This is a genomic window from Pseudomonas sp. Xaverov 259 (genome assembly GCF_019352915.1).
GTDB lineage: Bacteria > Pseudomonadota > Gammaproteobacteria > Pseudomonadales > Pseudomonadaceae > Aquipseudomonas.
In genome coordinates, this window is record NZ_JAAAFV010000057.1 from 800,535 (window position 1) to 818,041 (window position 17,507).

At 60.1% G+C, this 17,507-nt stretch carries 16 protein-coding genes; 7 read left to right on the forward strand and 9 right to left on the reverse strand.

The genetic code is table 11. The features are described from left to right. Positions 1 to 11: 11 nt before the first annotated feature. Entirely contained in the window at positions 12 to 419 is a 408-nt protein-coding gene (locus K0H48_RS26540; RefSeq protein ID WP_056860760.1) for a flagellar basal body-associated protein FliL, read from the reverse strand. A 150-nt stretch (positions 420 to 569) separates the two neighbouring features. On the opposite strand from K0H48_RS26540, the gene K0H48_RS26545 reads away from it, so the two are divergent. Then, a complete protein-coding gene (locus K0H48_RS26545) occupies positions 570 to 1,547 on the forward strand; it encodes an NADPH:quinone oxidoreductase family protein (protein ID WP_065931846.1) in 978 nt (325 codons plus the stop codon). 281 nt (positions 1,548 to 1,828) lie between these two features. Continuing rightward, entirely contained in the window at positions 1,829 to 3,166 is a 1,338-nt protein-coding gene (gene glpT / locus K0H48_RS26550; protein ID WP_219269967.1) for a glycerol-3-phosphate transporter, read from the forward strand. On the opposite strand, the gene K0H48_RS26555 is transcribed toward glpT, so the two are convergent. Together K0H48_RS26555 and K0H48_RS26560 are read right to left on the reverse strand one after the other, a co-directional pair. Then, complete coding sequence (locus tag K0H48_RS26555; RefSeq protein ID WP_017135258.1) at positions 3,163 to 3,816, reverse strand: gamma-glutamylcyclotransferase; 654 nt, start codon at positions 3,814 to 3,816, stop codon at positions 3,163 to 3,165. The two genes, glpT and K0H48_RS26555, sit on opposite strands and share 4 nt — an antisense overlap. Before the next feature lie 26 nt (positions 3,817 to 3,842). Then, positions 3,843 to 6,230, reverse strand: a complete 2,388-nt coding sequence (locus K0H48_RS26560; protein WP_219269969.1) for a TonB-dependent siderophore receptor — start codon at positions 6,228 to 6,230, stop codon at positions 3,843 to 3,845. A gap of 287 nt (positions 6,231 to 6,517) precedes the next feature. Between K0H48_RS26560 and K0H48_RS26565 the strand changes: the two genes are divergently transcribed. Then, positions 6,518 to 6,994, forward strand: coding sequence for a sn-glycerol-3-phosphate transporter (locus K0H48_RS26565; protein ID WP_219269972.1), 477 nt, complete (start codon positions 6,518 to 6,520; stop codon positions 6,992 to 6,994). A gap of 123 nt (positions 6,995 to 7,117) precedes the next feature. On the opposite strand, the gene K0H48_RS26570 is transcribed toward K0H48_RS26565, so the two are convergent. The 6 genes from K0H48_RS26570 to K0H48_RS26595 all read right to left on the reverse strand — a co-directional run bounded on the left by K0H48_RS26570 (position 7,118) and on the right by K0H48_RS26595 (position 14,411). Beyond that, positions 7,118 to 8,086 carry a CDP-6-deoxy-delta-3,4-glucoseen reductase gene (locus K0H48_RS26570; RefSeq protein ID WP_219269974.1) on the reverse strand — a complete coding sequence of 323 codons (969 nt, stop codon included), beginning with the start codon at positions 8,084 to 8,086 and terminating at the stop codon, positions 7,118 to 7,120. Further along, entirely contained in the window at positions 8,086 to 9,552 is a 1,467-nt protein-coding gene (gene ubiD, locus K0H48_RS26575; RefSeq protein ID WP_056860766.1) for a 4-hydroxy-3-polyprenylbenzoate decarboxylase, read from the reverse strand. The genes K0H48_RS26570 and ubiD overlap by 1 nt, the downstream gene beginning before the upstream one ends. A gap of 59 nt (positions 9,553 to 9,611) precedes the next feature. After that, entirely contained in the window at positions 9,612 to 11,615 is a 2,004-nt protein-coding gene (locus K0H48_RS26580; RefSeq protein WP_219269976.1) for an acyltransferase family protein, read from the reverse strand. Positions 11,616 to 11,770: 155 nt separating this feature from the next. Further along, the gene (rho, locus tag K0H48_RS26585; RefSeq protein WP_003176825.1) at positions 11,771 to 13,030 is read right to left on the reverse strand and encodes a transcription termination factor Rho; all 1,260 of its coding nucleotides are present in this window, start codon (positions 13,028 to 13,030) and stop codon (positions 11,771 to 11,773) included. A 235-nt stretch (positions 13,031 to 13,265) separates the two neighbouring features. Continuing rightward, entirely contained in the window at positions 13,266 to 13,595 is a 330-nt protein-coding gene (gene trxA, locus K0H48_RS26590) for a thioredoxin TrxA (protein WP_003213989.1), read from the reverse strand. 120 nt (positions 13,596 to 13,715) lie between these two features. Then, positions 13,716 to 14,411 carry a FadR/GntR family transcriptional regulator gene (locus tag K0H48_RS26595; protein ID WP_219269978.1) on the reverse strand — a complete coding sequence of 232 codons (696 nt, stop codon included), beginning with the start codon at positions 14,409 to 14,411 and terminating at the stop codon, positions 13,716 to 13,718. Between the two features lie 256 nt (positions 14,412 to 14,667). On the opposite strand from K0H48_RS26595, the gene K0H48_RS26600 reads away from it, so the two are divergent. The 4 genes from K0H48_RS26600 to K0H48_RS26615 are packed head-to-tail and all read left to right on the forward strand — an operon-like array spanning position 14,668 to position 17,507. Then, positions 14,668 to 15,453, forward strand: a complete 786-nt coding sequence (locus K0H48_RS26600; protein WP_138813368.1) for a transporter substrate-binding domain-containing protein — start codon at positions 14,668 to 14,670, stop codon at positions 15,451 to 15,453. Between the two features lie 14 nt (positions 15,454 to 15,467). Continuing rightward, a complete protein-coding gene (locus K0H48_RS26605) occupies positions 15,468 to 16,136 on the forward strand; it encodes an amino acid ABC transporter permease (RefSeq protein ID WP_200433083.1) in 669 nt (222 codons plus the stop codon). Beyond that, complete coding sequence (locus K0H48_RS26610; RefSeq protein WP_138813366.1) at positions 16,133 to 16,783, forward strand: amino acid ABC transporter permease; 651 nt, start codon at positions 16,133 to 16,135, stop codon at positions 16,781 to 16,783. The genes K0H48_RS26605 and K0H48_RS26610 overlap by 4 nt, the downstream gene beginning before the upstream one ends. Next, complete coding sequence (locus tag K0H48_RS26615; RefSeq protein ID WP_219269980.1) at positions 16,770 to 17,507, forward strand: amino acid ABC transporter ATP-binding protein; 738 nt, start codon at positions 16,770 to 16,772, stop codon at positions 17,505 to 17,507. The genes K0H48_RS26610 and K0H48_RS26615 overlap by 14 nt, the downstream gene beginning before the upstream one ends.

Genomic DNA, 17,507 nt, shown 5'->3' on the forward strand with positions numbered 1-17,507 from the left:
CGCGCAGCGACTTACTGGATGATCAGGTTGTTGAAGAGCAGGTCTTCCACCACCGGCTTGCCGGTCTCGTCGTTCATGACTTGCTGGGTTTGCTTCAGGGCTTCCTGGCGCAGTTTTTCTTTGCCTTCGACCGTGCTCATGGCTTCGTTGGTCTGCTGGGTAAACAGCGCCACCAGTTGGTTACGGATCAGCGGATCGTTGGCTTTGACGGCCGCAGCCGCTTCAGGCCCGGTCACGCGCAGGGCGATGTCGGCCTTGTAGACCCGCAGTTTGGCCGTGCCATCCAGGCCGTAGTTGCCCACGAACGGTGGGGTCAGGCTGATGTAGCTGACCTTCGGCGCCTCGCCTTCTTTCGCTTCTTCGGCCTGGGCTGCCATCGGCAAGGTCAGGGCGAGCATCAACAGGATCCACGCTTTCACAGTTCATTCCTCGAATTCGGTTGCCGGGTAGCATAACGCTAGCAAGGCTGAGTACAAGCTTATGGCGACTTATCAGGGTCGGGCATGCTCGTTGACCCACGGGCGTACCCTCCTACACTTATCGGCCACGACGCCAAAAGGAATAGTCCGATGAAAGCTGTGCTGTGCAAAGCCTTCGGCCCCGCCGAAACCCTGGTGCTGGAAGAGATCGCCAGCCCCGCGATCAAGAAGAACGAAATCCTGCTGGACGTGCACGCGGCCGGGGTGAATTTCCCGGACACCTTGATCATCGAGGGCAAGTACCAGTTCAAGCCGCCCTTCCCGTTCTCACCGGGTGGCGAAGCAGCCGGCGTGGTCAGCGAAGTGGGTGAAAAGGTCAGCCACCTCAAAGTCGGCGACCGGGTCATGGCTCTGACCGGCTGGGGCAGCTTTGCCGAACAGGTCGCGGTGCCAGGCTATAACGTGCTGCCAATCCCGCCGAGCATGGATTTCAATACCGCCGCCGCCTTCAGCATGACCTACGGCACCTCCATGCATGCGCTCAAACAACGCGCCAACCTGCAACCCGGCGAAACCCTGCTGGTGCTCGGCGCCTCCGGCGGCGTGGGCCTGGCCGCCGTAGAAATCGGCAAAGCCATGGGCGCCCGGGTGATTGCCGCCGCCAGCAGTGCCGACAAACTCGCCGTGGCCAAGGCCGCCGGCGCGGATGAGCTGATCAACTACAGCGAGGCCAGCCTCAAGGATGAGATCAAGCGCCTGACCGACGGCAACGGTGTCGATGTGATCTACGACCCCGTCGGCGGCGACCTGTTTGACCAGGCCGTGCGTGGCATCGCCTGGAACGGCCGCCTGCTGGTGGTGGGTTTTGCCAGCGGGCGCATTCCCGAGCTGCCGGTGAACCTGGCGCTGCTCAAGGGCGCGTCCGTGGTCGGGGTGTTCTGGGGCTCGTTCGCCCAGCGCCAGCCGCAGGACAATGCGGCGAACTTCCAGCAGTTGTTTACGTGGTATGGCGAGGGCAAGCTGAAGCCGTTGGTGTCGCAGGTGTATCCGCTGGAACAGGCTGCGCAGGCGATCAATGACTTGGGGCAGCGCCGGGCTGTGGGCAAGATTGTCGTCCAGACCCGCTGAATGCGGTTCATGTGGGAGCTGGCTTGCCTGCGATAGCGGTGGGCCAGCTCACACAGCTGCTACTGATAGACCGCTATCGCAGGCAAGCCAGCTCCCACAGTTGATCTCTTTAGCTCTTAAGACCTGATACCGACCCACACTTATCTATTCGCGACATGTTCGTAAGAGAACATGCAATCACTTCGATTTCCTGTGTTTGCAGATAAGAGGCGATGCTATTTTCGGTAACGAAACTGTAACATTCGCATCCGCAGTCAAAACAAGAAATTTGGAGCTCTTGAATGTTTGCTTTCTTTCGTCCTGCCGCACACCAGGCGCCCCTGCCTGAAGAAAAAATAGACAGTACCTATCGACGGCTGCGCTGGCAGATCTTCGCCGGTATTTTCTTCGGTTACGCGGGTTACTACCTGCTGCGCAAAAACTTCTCGCTGGCCATGCCGTACCTGATCGACGAGGGTTACACCCGTGGCGAGCTGGGCCTGGCCATGTCGGCCATCGCGATTGCCTATGGCTTGTCCAAGTTCCTGATGGGCCTGGTGTCCGACCGCTCCAACCCGCGCTACTTCCTGCCTTTTGGCCTGCTGATATCGGCCGGGGTGATGTTCATTTTCGGTTTCGCGCCTTGGGCAACGTCCAGCGTAACCATGATGTTCATTTTGCTGTTCATCAACGGCTGGGCCCAGGGCATGGGCTGGCCGCCGAGTGGGCGCACCATGGTGCACTGGTGGTCGCAGAAAGAACGCGGCGGCGTGGTGTCGGTGTGGAACGTGGCGCATAACGTCGGTGGCGGCCTGATCGGCCCGCTGTTCCTGCTGGGCATGGCCTGGTTCAACGACTGGCACGCAGCGTTCTATGTGCCGGCGACCGTGGCATTGGCGGTGGCGGCATTTGCCTTCATCACCATGCGCGACACGCCGCAATCGGTCGGCCTGCCACCGATCGAGGAATATAAGAACGATTACCCGGAAGGCTACAACGCCAGCCACGAAGACGAGTTCAGCGCCAAGGAAATCTTCGTCAAGTACGTGCTGCGCAACAAAATGCTGTGGTACATCGCCTTCGCCAACGTGTTCGTCTACCTGCTGCGTTATGGCGTGCTGGACTGGGCACCGACTTACCTCAAGGAAGCCAAGCACTTCGACGTGGATAAAACCTCGTGGGCGTACTTCTTCTATGAGTGGGCGGGCATTCCAGGCACGCTGCTGTGCGGCTGGATGTCGGACAAGATTTTCCGTGGCAACCGTGGCCTAACCGGCATCGTGTTCATGGCGTTGGTCACCGTGGCGACCCTGGTTTACTGGCTCAACCCGCCGGGCAACCCGATGGTCGACATGATTGCGCTGTTCTCCATCGGCTTCCTGATCTACGGCCCGGTGATGCTGATCGGCCTGCAGGCGCTGGAACTGGCGCCGAAAAAAGCCGCGGGCACGGCCGCAGGTTTCACCGGTTTGTTTGGTTACCTGGGTGGCTCGGTAGCAGCCAGCGCTGCCATGGGCTACACCGTGGACCATTTCGGCTGGGACGGTGGTTTTGTGTTGCTGGTGGGCGCGTGCCTGCTGGCGATTGCTTTCCTGATCCCAACGCTGTGGCACACCAACAGCGTCAGCTCGGCGCGTTAATTCCCGCCGCAGTCTTTGGCACAACGCTTGAGCCGCGCCTCCAGGTTTTTATCTGGCATGGCGTGGCTACGCAGGGCGTTCACGGTCTGCTCGACATAATCGCGAGTGGTGCCGTAACGCCCGCAAGCGCTTTCCAACACGTGGTTAAGCACGATATCGGGCAGGTTGCCGGCATAGCTGGGCAAGTGCCGCTCCAACACAAACCCCAGCGCTTGCACCTGACTGCCATCTTCCAGGCGGCAGCTGAGCCAGTGCGGCCGGTACGACGGGTAAGGCATCTCGCGCTGCCACAAGGCATAAAGCGAGGCCTCAAGCTGGTCTTCCGGTAAACGGTAGGCAAACCCACTGCAAGAACCGCCGCGATCCAAGCCGAACACCAACCCCGGCGACTCCGGCGTGCCTCGATGCTCGTGTGACCACAGGTACAAACCCCGGTGATAACCGTGAACCCGTGCGCGCATGCGCTGGGTCGACGAGCATTCGGGACGCCAGATCAGCGAACCATAAGCGAATAGCCAGACCGGCCCGCCCTTATGCCTGGCCATGGTGGCCTGCATCGAACTCATTAATTGCTCGTGAGTCAGTTGCGGCCCCAGATCGAGCCGCGGAGGGTAAGCCAATTGCAACAGATCGGTTTCAATAACGGTCATGGCGGATCGCTTAGGTCTCCTGCGTGTTACCAGTTGTAAGCAACTTTACCGTAATAAAACGCGCCGCTGTAACCGTACGGCGAAAAAGTGCTATAGGCGAGGTTGCCACCACTGCTGGCGTAGGCATTGACCTTCTCCGGGTATTTATCGGTGATGTTGTCGCCGCCCAGGGTGAAGGTCCAGTTCTTGAGCTTGTAGTCTGCCGACAGGTCGAGCACCCAGGCGGCCTTGAAGGTCTGGTCGTTGACCTTGTCGGCCTGGTAACTGGTGAATTCACCATAGCGCACCAGGTTGCTGTGCAGCGCCCAATTGCCGTAAGTGAAGTCGTTGCCCAGGCTGAGCTTGTGCTGCGGCGTGGTATCGCCAAGCAAACCGATGCGCTCACGACGGTCTACCCGCACCAGGTTGGCGCCCAGGCTGTCCAGAATCGCCGGGTTGGGCTTCACGTCGGTCACTTTGGTGTGGTTGTAGTTGTAGCCCACGGTGCTGTTCCAGCGGATACCGTTATCGAATTGGTAGCGATAGTTGGCCACCAGGTCGACGCCGTCGGTGCTGGTGTCGGTGGCGTTGGTGAAGTAACGGGCGCTGGTGTAGTTGATATTGCCGACACCATTAGCCTGCAGGTAGGCAATGGTCGCCGGGTTGAGATTAAGGTTGGACGACAGGCTGATGCGGTCGCGGATGTCGATGCGGTACACATCGAGCGTCACGGTCAGGTCATCGGCAGGCTCCAGCACCAGGCCGAGGCTGTAGTTGCGCGACTTCTCGGCCTTGAGGTCTTCGGCGCCCAACAGGCGGGCAACCTGGCTGTTGGCTGGGAAGGTGCCGGCTTCCTGGATGGTGTTGCCGATCAGCTGTGACGAGGTGTAGGCAAAGTTCTGCTGGGCCAGGGACGGCGCGCGGAAACCATTGGAAATGCTGCCACGCAAGGCCACTTGCGGGGTGAAGTCATAACGCGCCGAGAGCGAGCCGCTGACGTTGGAGCCGAAGTCGCTGTAGTCCTCATGACGCACGGCGGCCGAGGCGCTGAGTTTTTCGGTGAAGTTGGTTTCCAGGTCCAGGTACTGGGCCCAGTTGTGCCGCGAGGTGCTGCCGGCGTCGGCATCGCGGAAGCCACCCAGGCCCGAACTGCCGGTCTGGTAGTAGGACGCCGGTTCGCCCGCTTCAATTTGATAACCCTGGCGCAGGTATTCGCCGCCAAAGGCCACCGACACCGGATATGGCAAAAAGCCCACGTCGAACTCACGGGACAGGTCCAGGCTGACCTGGCGCTGGTCATTGCTCAAGGTGCCGTTGTTAAACTTGCGTGGCGTGGCCAGGCCGAGTGAGGTGTTGATGGTTTCGGTGCCCAGTTCGTACTGGTTTTTGCCGTAGTTGGCCGACAGGTCGTAATGCCAATCGTAGGCCAGCAAGCCGCGCAGGCCGACCACCAGGGACGTGTCTTCCAGGTTGCCCTTGATCAGCGGCAGGTAGCCATTGGGGTTGAGCGCCGGGATGTTGTTGGACGCGTTGCTCGCCCGATAGAACGCCGCCGTTTCGCCACGACGCTTGCTGTAGCCGCCGAAGGTGTAGAACTCGGCCGCATCGTTGAAGGAATATTCGGAGTTGAACTGGAATTTGCCTTCATTGGTGGCCGGCTCGCCCTGACGGAACACGCGCTGGCCATAGGTGGTGGAACCTACGCTACCTGGGCGGAAATCGTCGCCGGCGCGGTTGGTGTAGTCATTGTCGGCGCCTTCGCCCGAGACGTTGATAAAGCCGTTGTCACCCAAGGCAAAACCGGTGTTGCCGCTGACGTTGCGCTGGATGCCGTCGCCCTTCTTGTACTCGCCAAACTTGGTCGAGATCGAACCGCCATGGTCGTCGTGCTTGAGGATTACGTTAATCACCCCGGCAATCGCATCCGAGCCATAGCGCGCCGACGCGCCATCGCGCAGCACTTCGATATGGTCGACCGCCGACAGCGGGATCGCATTCAAATCCGCTGGCGCCGAACCGCGCCCCACGGCCCCGCCCAGGTTGACGAAGGCACTGGTGTGGCGGCGCTTGCCGTTGACCAGCACCAGCACTTGATCCGGCGATAAACCGCGCAACTGCGCCGGGCGTACCAGTTCGGCACCGTCCACCAGGCTTGGACGAGGGAAGTTGATGGAGGGAATCAGGCGCGCCAATACAGCGCCCAGCTCATCGGAGCCGGTGCTGCGTAATGTGTCACCGGATATGACATCGATGGGCGACAACGAAGCACTGGCGGTGCGCTCTTGGCCGCGAGTACCCGTGACGATCACGGTGTCGAGTTTTGGTGCATCGGCGGCGCCCGTGTCTGCCGCCAACACCGGATTGAAGCCCACAGCGGTCAGCAAATTGGCCGACAAAATCGCCGTGTACAGCGCGTGTTGCTTGTAGCTCCCCATACCGCACCCCTAAGAATCAACACTCAGAACTTCACTGCTCTGAGTTCGAACGATCGATCCGGCTGGCGGGCGGTGGCGGTCAGTTATTGGTTATTGGCAAATAGTCGGTAGTCCGTTGCTTATAGCTTAATGAGATTTTCCCTACATCAGTAATACCGTAATTGCATAAGCATAGGCGAGCAAACCTTCAGCGCAGGTTCAGCCCCAGTAGGACGTTTGCCGCCAAACTGTCGACGTTTAGCGACCCTTATTAGCCGCCCCTTCAAAACGACTATCGAGGTCGGACCATGAAACACCTTTTATCCGGCGTGCTGCTTATGGCCCAAGCCGCCACTGCCCTGGCCTCCGAGGCCGCCGCCAAAGACGACAAAGGCTTCTGGTACGCCCAGACGAGCGTCTACACCCGGCATTTTTCGCCGGACCCAAAGCACAACAACAATCAGGATTTGCTCAACCTGGAGCGCAATGAAGCCTCTGGGTTGGTGTATGGCGGGGCGACGTTTCGCAATTCGTTCAGCCAGCGCTCGTATTACGTCTACGCCGGCAAGCGCTACGACATTGGCGACTCACCGTTTTATATGAAGGTGACCGCCGGCGCGCTGCAGGGCTATCGCGGCAAGTATCGCGACAAGATTCCGCTCAACCGTTATGGCGTGGCACCGGCGATCATTCCATCCGTGGGCGTAAACTTCGGCCCGGTGGCCAGCGAGTTGGTGTTGCTGGGCTTCAACGCGGCGATGCTGACGGCAGGCGTGCGTTTCTAAGAACACCGCATAGCCATGTGGGAGCTGGCTTGCCTGCGATAGCGGTGGGTCAGCTAACACACCGGCAACTGACACACCGCTATCGCAGGCAAGCCAGCTCCCACACTCGTTCAGCTCAAGGCTTCAAGGCCGTGGCGCGTAGGCAAACACATCGGCGCGCATCTGGTGCGCATCCATGCCTGCGTCCACCAAAGCATCCAAAGTCCCATAGATCATCGCCGGCGAACCACTGGCGTAGACATGCACGGCCTTGAGGTCGCTGATGTCTTCACACACGGCCTCATGCAGCAGCCCGCAGCGCCCTTCCCAACCGCACAGGTCGCTGACCACTTTGTGCAGGAACAGGTTGGGCAGTTGCTGCCATTGGTCCCAGTGTTCGATTTCGTAGAAGTCTTCCGGGCGGCGCACGCCCCAATACAGATGCACCGGGTGCTTGAAGCCTGAAGCGCGGCAATGTTCGATAAGGCTGTGCATCTGCGCCATGCCGGTGCCGGCGGCGATCAGCACCAGCGGCCCGTCCGGCAGTTCAGCCAAGTGCGTATCACCAAACGGCAGTTCAACACGGGCCATCTGGTTACGCTGCAACTGCTCGATCAGAGTGCGCGCACTGTCCTCGCGCACCAGCACATGCAGTTCCAGCTCGCGCCCGGAATGGGGCGCCGAGGCCAGGGAAAACGCCGATTTATCGCCGTTATCGCGCTCGATCATCAGGTATTGCCCGGCGTGGTAACGCACCGCCTTGCCGGCCGGCGCGCGCAGGCGCACGCGCCATACATCGCCACCGACCTCCACGCATTCACTTAATTGGCACGACAACTTGCGCAACGGCAACTCTCCCGGCGCCAGCACGCCATCCCACAACACAATGCAATCTTCCAGCGGTTCGGCGATGCAAGTGTAGAACTCACCATGGTCACGCACCTCACCGGCTTGCTGCACCCGGCCTTCCACCAGCAGCGCGGCGCACACATGGCACACGCCATTGCGACACGCCTGTGGGCACTCGTAGCCCAGGCGGCGCGCGCCTTCGAGGATTCGCTCGCCAGGGACCAGCTCCAATACGGCGCCGGAAGGTTGCAGGGTTACACGCATCAATCTATTCCCAATTCTTTCCAGATCGCATCAACACGTGCGGTGACGGCTTCATCCTTGACGATCACCCGGCCCCATTCGCGGGTGGTCTCACCCGGCCATTTGTGGGTGGCATCCAGGCCCATCTTCGAACCCAGGCCGGATACCGGCGAAGCAAAGTCGAGGTAGTCGATGGGCGTGTTGTCGATCATCACCGTGTCGCGCTTGGGGTCCATGCGCGTGGTGATGGCCCAGATCACGTCGTTCCAGTCCCGGGCATTGATGTCGTCGTCGGTGACGATAACGAACTTGGTGTACATGAATTGTCGCAAAAACGACCACACACCGAGCATTACCCGCTTGGCATGGCCTGGGTACGACTTCTTCATGGTCACGATGGCCATACGGTACGAGCAGCCCTCGGGCGGCAGGTAGAAGTCGGTAATTTCCGGGAACTGCTTTTGCAGGATCGGCACGAACACTTCGTTGAGCGCCACACCGAGAATGGCCGGCTCATCCGGCGGACGGCCGGTGTAGGTGCTGTGGTAGATCGGTTTGATCCGGTGGGTGATGCGCTCGACGGTGAACACCGGGAAGCTGTCGACTTCGTTGTAGTAGCCAGTGTGGTCGCCGTAAGGGCCTTCATCGGCCATTTCGCCCGGATGAATCACGCCTTCGAGGATGATTTCAGCGGTGGCCGGCACTTGCAGGTCGTTGCCACGGCACTTCACCAGCTCGGTGCGGTTGCCGCGCAGCAGACCGGCGAAGGCATATTCGGACAGGCTGTCGGGTACCGGTGTCACGGCACCAAGGATGGTCGCCGGGTCGGCGCCCAGGGCCACGGACACCGGGAACGGCTTGCCAGGGTGCTTTTCGCACCACTCACGGAAGTCCAGCGCGCCGCCACGGTGGCTCAGCCAACGCATGATCACCTTGTTGCGGCCGATCACTTGCTGACGGTAGATCCCCAGGTTCTGGCGATCCTTGTTCGGGCCTTTGGTGACGGTCAGCCCCCAAGTGATCAGCGGGCCGACGTCGCCCGGCCAGCAGGTCTGCACCGGCAGCATGCCCAGGTCGACGTCATCGCCTTCGATGACCACTTCCTGACACACCGCGTCCTTGACCACTTTGGGCGCCATGGCAATGATCTTGCGAAAGATCGGCAGCTTCGACCAGGCGTCCTTCAAGCCCTTGGGCGGCTCGGGCTCCTTGAGGAACGCCAGCAGCTTGCCGATCTCGCGCAGCTCGCTGACCGACTCGGCGCCCATACCGAACGCAACGCGGTCGGGCGTGCCGAACAGGTTGCCGAGCACCGGGATATCAAAACCGGTCGGGTTTTCGAACAGCAGCGCCGGGCCCTTGTTGCGCAAGGTGCGGTCGCAAATCTCAGTCATTTCCAGCACCGGGGAAATCGGCACCTGGATACGTTTCAACTCTCCGCGCTGCTCAAGTTGCTGCACGAAATCCCGAAGATCCTTGAATTTCATTAACCATGCCACCCGTAAAATAGGCGTACATCCTACCTGCTCTTAAGAGCGCTGGCAGCTTATTGCACGTCATTGCGACTCACACTCGACTCAACGGACGCATTACGCATGGCGTGGAAGAAGGGCTCAAGGAACCCTTCCACATAGCGCGTGCCTACGGCCGAGAGATGGTTGTCATCGGTATACAGCGACTGGCCGTCGCGTTCGACCCGGCACCAGCCGTTGGTCTCGCACAGCTTGGGCGCAGGGTCCATGAGCTGCACACCGGGGTCGGCCGCGGCGATGCGCTCAAAGACGCTGCTGATATAGGCCTGGCGCTCGATGTGCTCGGCCAGGGGCAAGCCTTCGCGGTCGGTAGGGCGCCCCAGCATCGCCAGGCGGCTGAGCCGGTAAGGCACGTTGAATGCCTGCAGCGGCACCTCCTTGACCAGCCACACCCTGTGCCCGCTGGCGCGCAGTTGCTGCACCAGCGCACTCACACCCTCGGCAAACAGTCGTTCAGCGACGGCGCGGTCGTACTTGCCAGTCTGCGGGTCATGAAGGGAAGCGCCGGTGTCGCCGGAGCGTTGGCCATAAACGTACAGGCTCCAGCGGGCTACCAGCACCACATCACTGAACGGTTCCTTGCTCAACAATTGGGTGACACGTTCGTTGAACGCCCGGCAGCCTGGGGTGTTTTCTTTGCGGTTGAACGGCAGGCAACCGGCGTAACCGGCCTGGGTGATGCCGAAGTCGTACTTGCGCGAGCCGTCATTCAACGCTGGAATGAGTGCCGAGGCATGGCTGTCGCCCCAGACCAATGCGCGGGCAGCACTCGCCTGCGGGCCAAAATGGCAGAGTTTGCGGTTCGGGTCTTTCTTGTCATCCGACAGGCAGCTCATGAGCGTAGGGCTCCAGGTATGCGCCTGGGCGAACTGCAACGCCTGGGGCGACAGCCGCGATGCAAACCCATCCGACCACACCAGGCCTTTGCCGATCAGGCCCAGGCCAGCGAGACCGACCACGCCTGCAATCAGGATCGACCGACGACCCGCCAGCAGGCGCCGCTCGCGAAACGGTCCCTCGACGAACCGCCAGGACGCGTAACCCAGTACCAGGCTCAAGACGAACAGACCCGCCAGCGCCCAGGACGAAAGCCCAAAAATACTCGCGTACTTGCCAAACACCAGCACCGGCCAGTGCCACAGGTACCACGAATAGGAAATCAGCCCAATGCCGACCAACACTCGGCTGCCCAGCAAGCGGCCTACCCAGGTGGTGTGTTGGCCGTTAGCCCAAATCAAGCCCACCACACCCAATACCGGCAACAAGGCCGCAGCGCCAGGGAAAGCGGTGCTGGCGTCGTAACCTAATACCGCCACCAGAATCAGGCCCAGGCTGAACAGACTGATGGCTTGCGCAAGCGTGGGACTTACCCGCTGAGCCCGCATTGGCATCACAGCCAGCATGGACCCGGCCAACAATTCCCAGGCACGCATGGGCAGCAGGAAGAAGGCTTTGTCCGGCTCATGGGCCACGGCCCACACGCTCGCCGCAAACGACACCAGCAGCAACACAAACAAGGCGCCACGCCATTGCTTCAGCCGGCTCGACAACAGCGCCAGCAAGAGTGGGAAGGCGATGTAGAACTGCTCTTCAACCGACAGCGACCAGGTGTGCAACATCGGCTTCATATCGGAGGCCGTGTCGAAGTAACCGTCCTGACGCATGAAGAACAGATTGGAGATGAAAATAACCTGATTGTGTATCGAGCGCCCAAGCTCTGAGTAATCTTTGGGCGCCATCAGGAACCAGCCGGCCACCAATGAGGTGAACATCATCACAAGCAACGCAGGCAGGATACGCCGGGCTCGTCGCGCCCAGAAATCGACAAAGCTGAAACGCCCGGCTTCACGTTCGCGCCAGATGATCGAGGTAATCAGGAAGCCTGAAATCACGAAGAACACATCAACGCCGACAAAACCGCCAGTAATACCAGGAACACCAAAATGGAACAGCACGACAGCGAGGACAGCAATGGCGCGCAGGCCATCAATGTCTCTTCGGTAAGCAAGAGCGGTCATAAATCGTAGATCAGCCTGATTCGAATGGAGATGAGCGTAGCCACGCTCAGCCTTTTTGTTTCTTAACTGACACTATTACCGCACAAATCTCTCTTTTCCGATGCAAAAAAAATGGCGCCCCGAGGGGCGCCATTTTTTGGACCTGAAACGTCGTATTACTTACGCTTCATCGACAGGAAGAACTCGTCGTTGGTCTTGGTGGTTTTCAGCTTGTCGATCAGGAACTCGATGGCGGCTACTTCGTCCATCGGGTGCAGCAGCTTGCGCAGGATCCACATGCGCTGCAGTTCGTCGTCGGCGGTCAGCAACTCTTCACGGCGGGTGCCGGAGCGGTTGATGTTGATCGCAGGGAACACACGCTTTTCAGCGATGCGACGGTCCAGGGGCAGTTCCATGTTGCCGGTACCCTTGAACTCTTCGTAGATCACTTCGTCCATCTTCGAGCCGGTTTCAACCAGCGCGGTGGCGATAATGGTCAGCGAGCCGCCTTCTTCGATGTTCCGCGCAGCACCGAAGAAACGCTTTGGTTTCTCCAGGGCGTGGGCATCGACACCACCGGTGAGTACCTTGCCGGAGCTTGGGATCACGGTGTTGTAGGCACGCGCCAGACGGGTGATGGAGTCGAGCAGGATCACCACGTCCTTCTTGTGTTCGACCAGGCGCTTGGCCTTCTCGATCACCATTTCGGCAACCTGCACGTGGCGGGTTGGCGGCTCATCAAACGTCGAGGCAACCACTTCGCCGCGCACGGTGCGCTGCATTTCGGTCACTTCTTCCGGGCGCTCATCGATCAGCAATACGATCAGGTGAACTTCCGGGTTGTTACGCGCGATGTTCGCTGCAATGTTCTGCAGCATGATGGTCTTACCGGCTTTCGGCGGTGCAACGATCAGGCCGCGCTGGCCTTTGCCGATCGGGGCGCACAGGTCGATGACACGACCGGTCAAGTCTTCGGTGGAGCCGTTACCGGCTTCCATCTTCATGCGCACAGTCGGGAACAGCGGCGTCAGGTTCTCGAAGAGAATCTTGTTCTTCGCGTTCTCGGGACGATCGAAGTTGATCGTGTCGACCTTGAGCAGGGCGAAATAACGCTCGCCTTCCTTCGGAGGACGGATCTTGCCGACGATGGTGTCACCGGTGCGCAAGTTGAAGCGACGGATCTGGCTCGGCGAGACGTAGATATCGTCTGGGCCGGCAAGATAGGAAGCGTCTGCAGAGCGGAGGAAGCCGAAGCCGTCCTGGAGAATCTCCAGCACGCCATCACCGGAGATTTCCTCGCCGCTTTTCGCGTGCTTTTTGAGCAGGGAGAAAATCACGTCCTGCTTGCGCGAACGGGCCATATTTTCTATGCCCATTTCTTCGGCCAATTGGAGCAGGTCGGTAATCGGCTTTTGCTTGAGTTCAGTCAGATTCATATAGGAATGACGTAATCATTTATGGAGGGGGGAAATTAAGCTTTTGGCTTAATGAGGCCGCGCCGCAGAGAAGGCGACAGGATCGCGTACTAATCGAAAAGGAATGCGTCGGCGACGGCTTGCAGGGGGCAGTGGAGAAACCAGTGCGGGGCCGAATGTACCACCTGAATTTCGGAGCGTCTAGCCCTGTTTCACGAAAAAGCCCCGCTATTTTGCGGGGCTTTTTTGACGACGCTTAGATGTTCGCGTCGAGGAAAGCTTGCAGCTGGGACTTCGACAGCGCGCCCACTTTAGTGGCTTCGACGTTGCCGTTCTTGAACAGCATCAGGGTCGGGATACCACGCACGCCGTGCTTGGCCGGGGTTTCCTGGTTGTCGTCGATGTTCAGCTTGGCAATGGTCAGCTTGCCTTCGTAAGTGGTCGCAATGTCGTCCAGAACAGGGGCGATCATTTTGCAAGGGCCACACCATTCAGCCCAGTAGTCAACCAGTACCGGGCCTTGAGCCTTGAGTACTTCGGCCTCAAAGGTCGCGTCGGTGACGTGCTTGATAAGATCGTTGCTCATGGATGTCTCCGGATTGTAAGCAAAAAAAACGTGGCCCATCATAGCCGCCCTTCCCCCGTTCAGGAAGCCGCCTCTGATTGAGTCTTGCTATGGCGCTGCATGAGTTTGGGTATAGCCCACTCACGGCGTCACGGGGGTCACGAAGGCGATGCCGGTGCGTAACGCGGCATTGCGCACGTGTTCCTGCATGGTTTTCTGCGCCGCCGCACTGGCGCGCCGGGCCAGGGCACGCAGGATCCTGCGGTGCTCTTGCCAGGTCTCCATGGCCCGTTCCGGTCGGATGAACGGTAGCTTCTGGCTCTCCAGGAACACCTCGGCACTGGCACTCAGGATGCTCACCATCGCCTGGTTACCGCTGGCCAGCAGGATCCGTTGATGGAACTCGAAGTCCAGCCGGGCAGCGGCTTCGAAGTCGCCGGCCTTGAGCACTTTGCGCATCGCCTCCACATTGTCCTGCAGGCTGTCCAACTCATCGAGGCTCAACGTCATCGCCGCCAACCCTGCGGCGAACCCTTCCAGGGCGTAGCGCAACTGGAAGATGTCCAAAGGCGTGGCCTGCGCGGCGAAGGGCCAGGCAAACCCCGGCGCCTCTTGTACCTCTTGCACAAACACACCTTTACCCGGCTGCACGCTCACCACGCCCAAGGCACTTAGCGACGACAACGCCTCGCGCAACGATGCCCGGCTGACGCCCAACTGCACCGCCAGGTCGCGCTGGGACGGCAATGCGTCACCCGCTGCAAAGCCCTGTTCCTTGATCAGTTTGCGGATGGCCTGCAGGGCCGCTTCCGGTACGGCTTGGGCGATGGAATTCATAAAAAACTCAAGGTTGCAGTCAACGGAGCGGCTAGTTGTAAAGCTATTCGAAGCCGGCGGCAAGCCACGCCCCAAAGGGGCTCGCGGGGTTTTGCCGGCGCTCGAAAAAGGTGCAAAAACCCTGCCCACTGTTCAGACCAGTAAGACCACCAGAACTCAACAAATCCCAGCGTTCCGGGCCATTGGTGCCGTGATGGCATGGGCCGTGCAATGGCTCGAAACAGAATATTCCCGCGCCCTTCCCCGGAGAGTTGCCATGACCAAGCGCTACAGCGCCCTGCTTACTGCCCTGTTTGCCAGCCTGATGCTGAGCCAGGCACCCGCCCATGCCAACGGTCTGGACGATATCGTCGCTCGTGGCACCCTCAAGGTTGCCGTGCCCCAGGACTTCCCGCCGTTCGGCTCGGTTGGCCCGGACATGAAACCCCGTGGCCTGGACATCGACACCGCCAAGCTGCTGGCTGACCAGCTCAAGGTCAAGCTGGAACTGACCCCGGTCAACAGCACCAACCGTATCCCGTTCCTTACTACCGGCAAGGTCGACCTGGTGATTTCCAGCCTGGGCAAGAACGCCGAACGTGAAAAGGTCATCGACTTCTCCAAGGCCTACGCACCGTTCTACCTCGCTGTGTTCGGCCCACCTGATGCGGCCATCCACACCACCGATGACCTCAAGGGCAAGACCATCAGCGTGACCCGCGGCGCCATTGAAGACATCGAGCTGACCGCCGTCGCCCCCAAGGAAGCCACGATCAAGCGCTTCGAAGACAACAACTCAACCATCGCCGCCTACCTGGCCGGCCAGGTGGACCTGATCGCCAGCGGCAATGTGGTGATGGTGGCCATCAGCGAACGCAGCAATAAACGCGGGCTGGAGCTGAAGGTAAAACTCAAGGATTCGCCGGTGTACGTGGGCGTGAACAAAAACGAGCCGGCCCTGCTGGAGAAGGTCAACCAGATCCTGGTCGCGGCCAAGGCCGATGGCAGCCTGGAAAAGAACGCGATGCAGTGGCTTAAAGAGCCGCTGCCTGCCGATCTGTGAGGCGGAGCTGATTCATGGCGTATCAATTTGACTTTGTGCCGGTGCTGGCCAATACCGACCTGCTGTTGCGCGGCGCGCTGTTCACCCTTGAGCTGACGGCTATCGGCGCGATTCTCGGGGTAGCCTTGGGCACCGTCGGCGCCGTGGTGCGGGCCTGGAAGATCCAGCCGTTTTCCTGGATCTTCGGGGTGTATGTCGAGTTGATCCGCAACACGCCGTTTCTGGTGCAGTTGTTCTTCATCTTCTTCGGCCTGCCATCCCTGGGGCTGAAAATCACCGAGTGGCAAGCTGCCGTGTTGGCGATGGTGATCAACCTGGGGGCGTACTCCACCGAGATCATCCGCGCGGGCATCCAGGCAGTCCCAAGTGGCCAACTGGAGGCCGCAGCGGCACTGGCAATGACGCGTTTCGAGGCGTTCCGTCATGTGGTGCTGCTGCCGGCACTGGGCAAGGTATGGCCGGCCCTGAGCAGCCAGATCATCATCGTGATGCTCGGCTCGGCAGTGTGCTCGCAGATCGCCACCGAAGAGCTGAGCTTTGCCGCCAACTTTATCCAGTCGCGCAACTTCCGCGCGTTTGAAACCTACGCACTGACCACTCTGGTGTACCTGTGCATGGCCTTGATGATTCGCCAGTTGCTCAACTGGATAGGCCGCAGGTTTGTGATGAGGAACAGTCGATGAGTGATTTCTCCTTCTGGGACATCGTGCGCAACCTCGCCACCGGCCTGCAATGGACCTTGCTGCTGTCGCTGGTGGCGTTTGTCGGCGGCGGCGTTATCGGTTTGTTGGTGATGACCATGCGCATCAGCCGCAAAGCTTTCCCGCGCAATGTCGCGCGCACCTACATCGAGTTGTTCCAGGGCACGCCGCTGTTGATGCAGCTGTTCCTGGTGTTTTTCGGCATCGCGCTGCTGGGTGTGGATATCTCGCCGTGGCTGGCGGCGGCGATTGCCTTGACCCTGTTCACCAGTGCTTACCTGGCCGAGATCTGGCGCGGCTGCGTCGAATCGATTGCCCACGGGCAATGGGAAGCCTCGGCCAGCCTGGCGCTTAACCCGCTTGAACAACTGCGCTACGTGATCCTGCCGCAAGCCCTGCGCATTGCCGTGGCGCCCACCGTGGGCTTCTCGGTGCAGGTGGTCAAAGGCACGGCCGTGACCTCGATCATCGGCTTTACCGAGCTGACCAAAACCGGCGGCATGCTCGCCAACGCTACCTTCGAGCCCTTTATGGTCTACGGCCTGGTGGCGCTCGGTTACTTCCTGCTCTGCTACCCCTTGTCCCTCAGTGCGCGCTACCTGGAAAGGAGACTGCATGCCTCTGCTTAGAATTTCCGCCCTGCATAAGTATTACGGCGATCACCATGTACTCAAAGGCATCGACCTGACCGTTGAAGAAGGCCAGGTGGTGGCGATCATCGGCCGCAGCGGCTCGGGCAAATCCACCTTGCTGCGTACCCTCAATGGCCTGGAATCGATCAACGACGGCGTGATTGAAGTCGATGGTGAATACCTCGACGCCGCCCGCGCCGACCTGCGTAGCCTGCGGCAGAAAGTCGGCATGGTGTTCCAGCAGTTCAACCTGTTCCCACACCTGACCGTGGGCGAGAACGTCATGCTCGCGCCACAAGTGGTGCAGAAAGTGCCCAAGGCCAAAGCCGCCCAGCTTGCCCGGCAGATGCTGGAACGGGTCGGGCTGGGGGAAAAGTTCGACGCCTTCCCTGATCGCCTGTCCGGCGGCCAGCAACAACGGGTGGCCATTGCCCGTGCGCTGGCCATGTCGCCCAAGGTGCTGCTGTGCGATGAAATCACCTCGGCGCTGGACCCGGAGCTGGTCAATGAAGTGCTCAGCGTGGTGCGCCAACTGGCCAAGGACGGCATGACCCTGATCATGGTGACCCACGAAATGCGCTTTGCCCGGGAAGTCGGGGACAAGCTGGTGTTCATGCACCAGGGCAAGGTGCATGAAGTGGGCGACCCCAAGACCTTGTTCGCCAACCCAAAGACGCCGGAACTCGCCAATTTCATCGGCTCGGTGGAGCACCCGGGTTGA

Bases quoted from the DNA above. Each gene is read 5' to 3' on its own strand.
- K0H48_RS26545 (WP_065931846.1), top strand. From the start codon at position 570: ATGAAAGCTGTGCTGTGCAAAGCCTTCGGCCCCGCCGAAACCCTGGTG.
- glpT (WP_219269967.1), top strand. From the start codon at position 1,829: ATGTTTGCTTTCTTTCGTCCTGCCGCACACCAGGCGCCCCTGCCTGAA.
- K0H48_RS26555 (WP_017135258.1), bottom strand. From the start codon at position 3,816: ATGACCGTTATTGAAACCGATCTGTTGCAATTGGCTTACCCTCCGCGG.
- K0H48_RS26560 (WP_219269969.1), bottom strand. From the start codon at position 6,230: ATGGGGAGCTACAAGCAACACGCGCTGTACACGGCGATTTTGTCGGCC.
- K0H48_RS26565 (WP_219269972.1), top strand. From the start codon at position 6,518: ATGAAACACCTTTTATCCGGCGTGCTGCTTATGGCCCAAGCCGCCACT.
- K0H48_RS26570 (WP_219269974.1), bottom strand. From the start codon at position 8,086: ATGCGTGTAACCCTGCAACCTTCCGGCGCCGTATTGGAGCTGGTCCCT.
- ubiD (WP_056860766.1), bottom strand. From the start codon at position 9,552: ATGAAATTCAAGGATCTTCGGGATTTCGTGCAGCAACTTGAGCAGCGC.
- K0H48_RS26580 (WP_219269976.1), bottom strand. From the start codon at position 11,615: ATGACCGCTCTTGCTTACCGAAGAGACATTGATGGCCTGCGCGCCATT.
- rho (WP_003176825.1), bottom strand. From the start codon at position 13,030: ATGAATCTGACTGAACTCAAGCAAAAGCCGATTACCGACCTGCTCCAA.
- trxA (WP_003213989.1), bottom strand. From the start codon at position 13,595: ATGAGCAACGATCTTATCAAGCACGTCACCGACGCGACCTTTGAGGCC.
- K0H48_RS26595 (WP_219269978.1), bottom strand. From the start codon at position 14,411: ATGAATTCCATCGCCCAAGCCGTACCGGAAGCGGCCCTGCAGGCCATC.
- K0H48_RS26600 (WP_138813368.1), top strand. From the start codon at position 14,668: ATGACCAAGCGCTACAGCGCCCTGCTTACTGCCCTGTTTGCCAGCCTG.
- K0H48_RS26605 (WP_200433083.1), top strand. From the start codon at position 15,468: ATGGCGTATCAATTTGACTTTGTGCCGGTGCTGGCCAATACCGACCTG.
- K0H48_RS26610 (WP_138813366.1), top strand. From the start codon at position 16,133: ATGAGTGATTTCTCCTTCTGGGACATCGTGCGCAACCTCGCCACCGGC.
- K0H48_RS26615 (WP_219269980.1), top strand. From the start codon at position 16,770: ATGCCTCTGCTTAGAATTTCCGCCCTGCATAAGTATTACGGCGATCAC.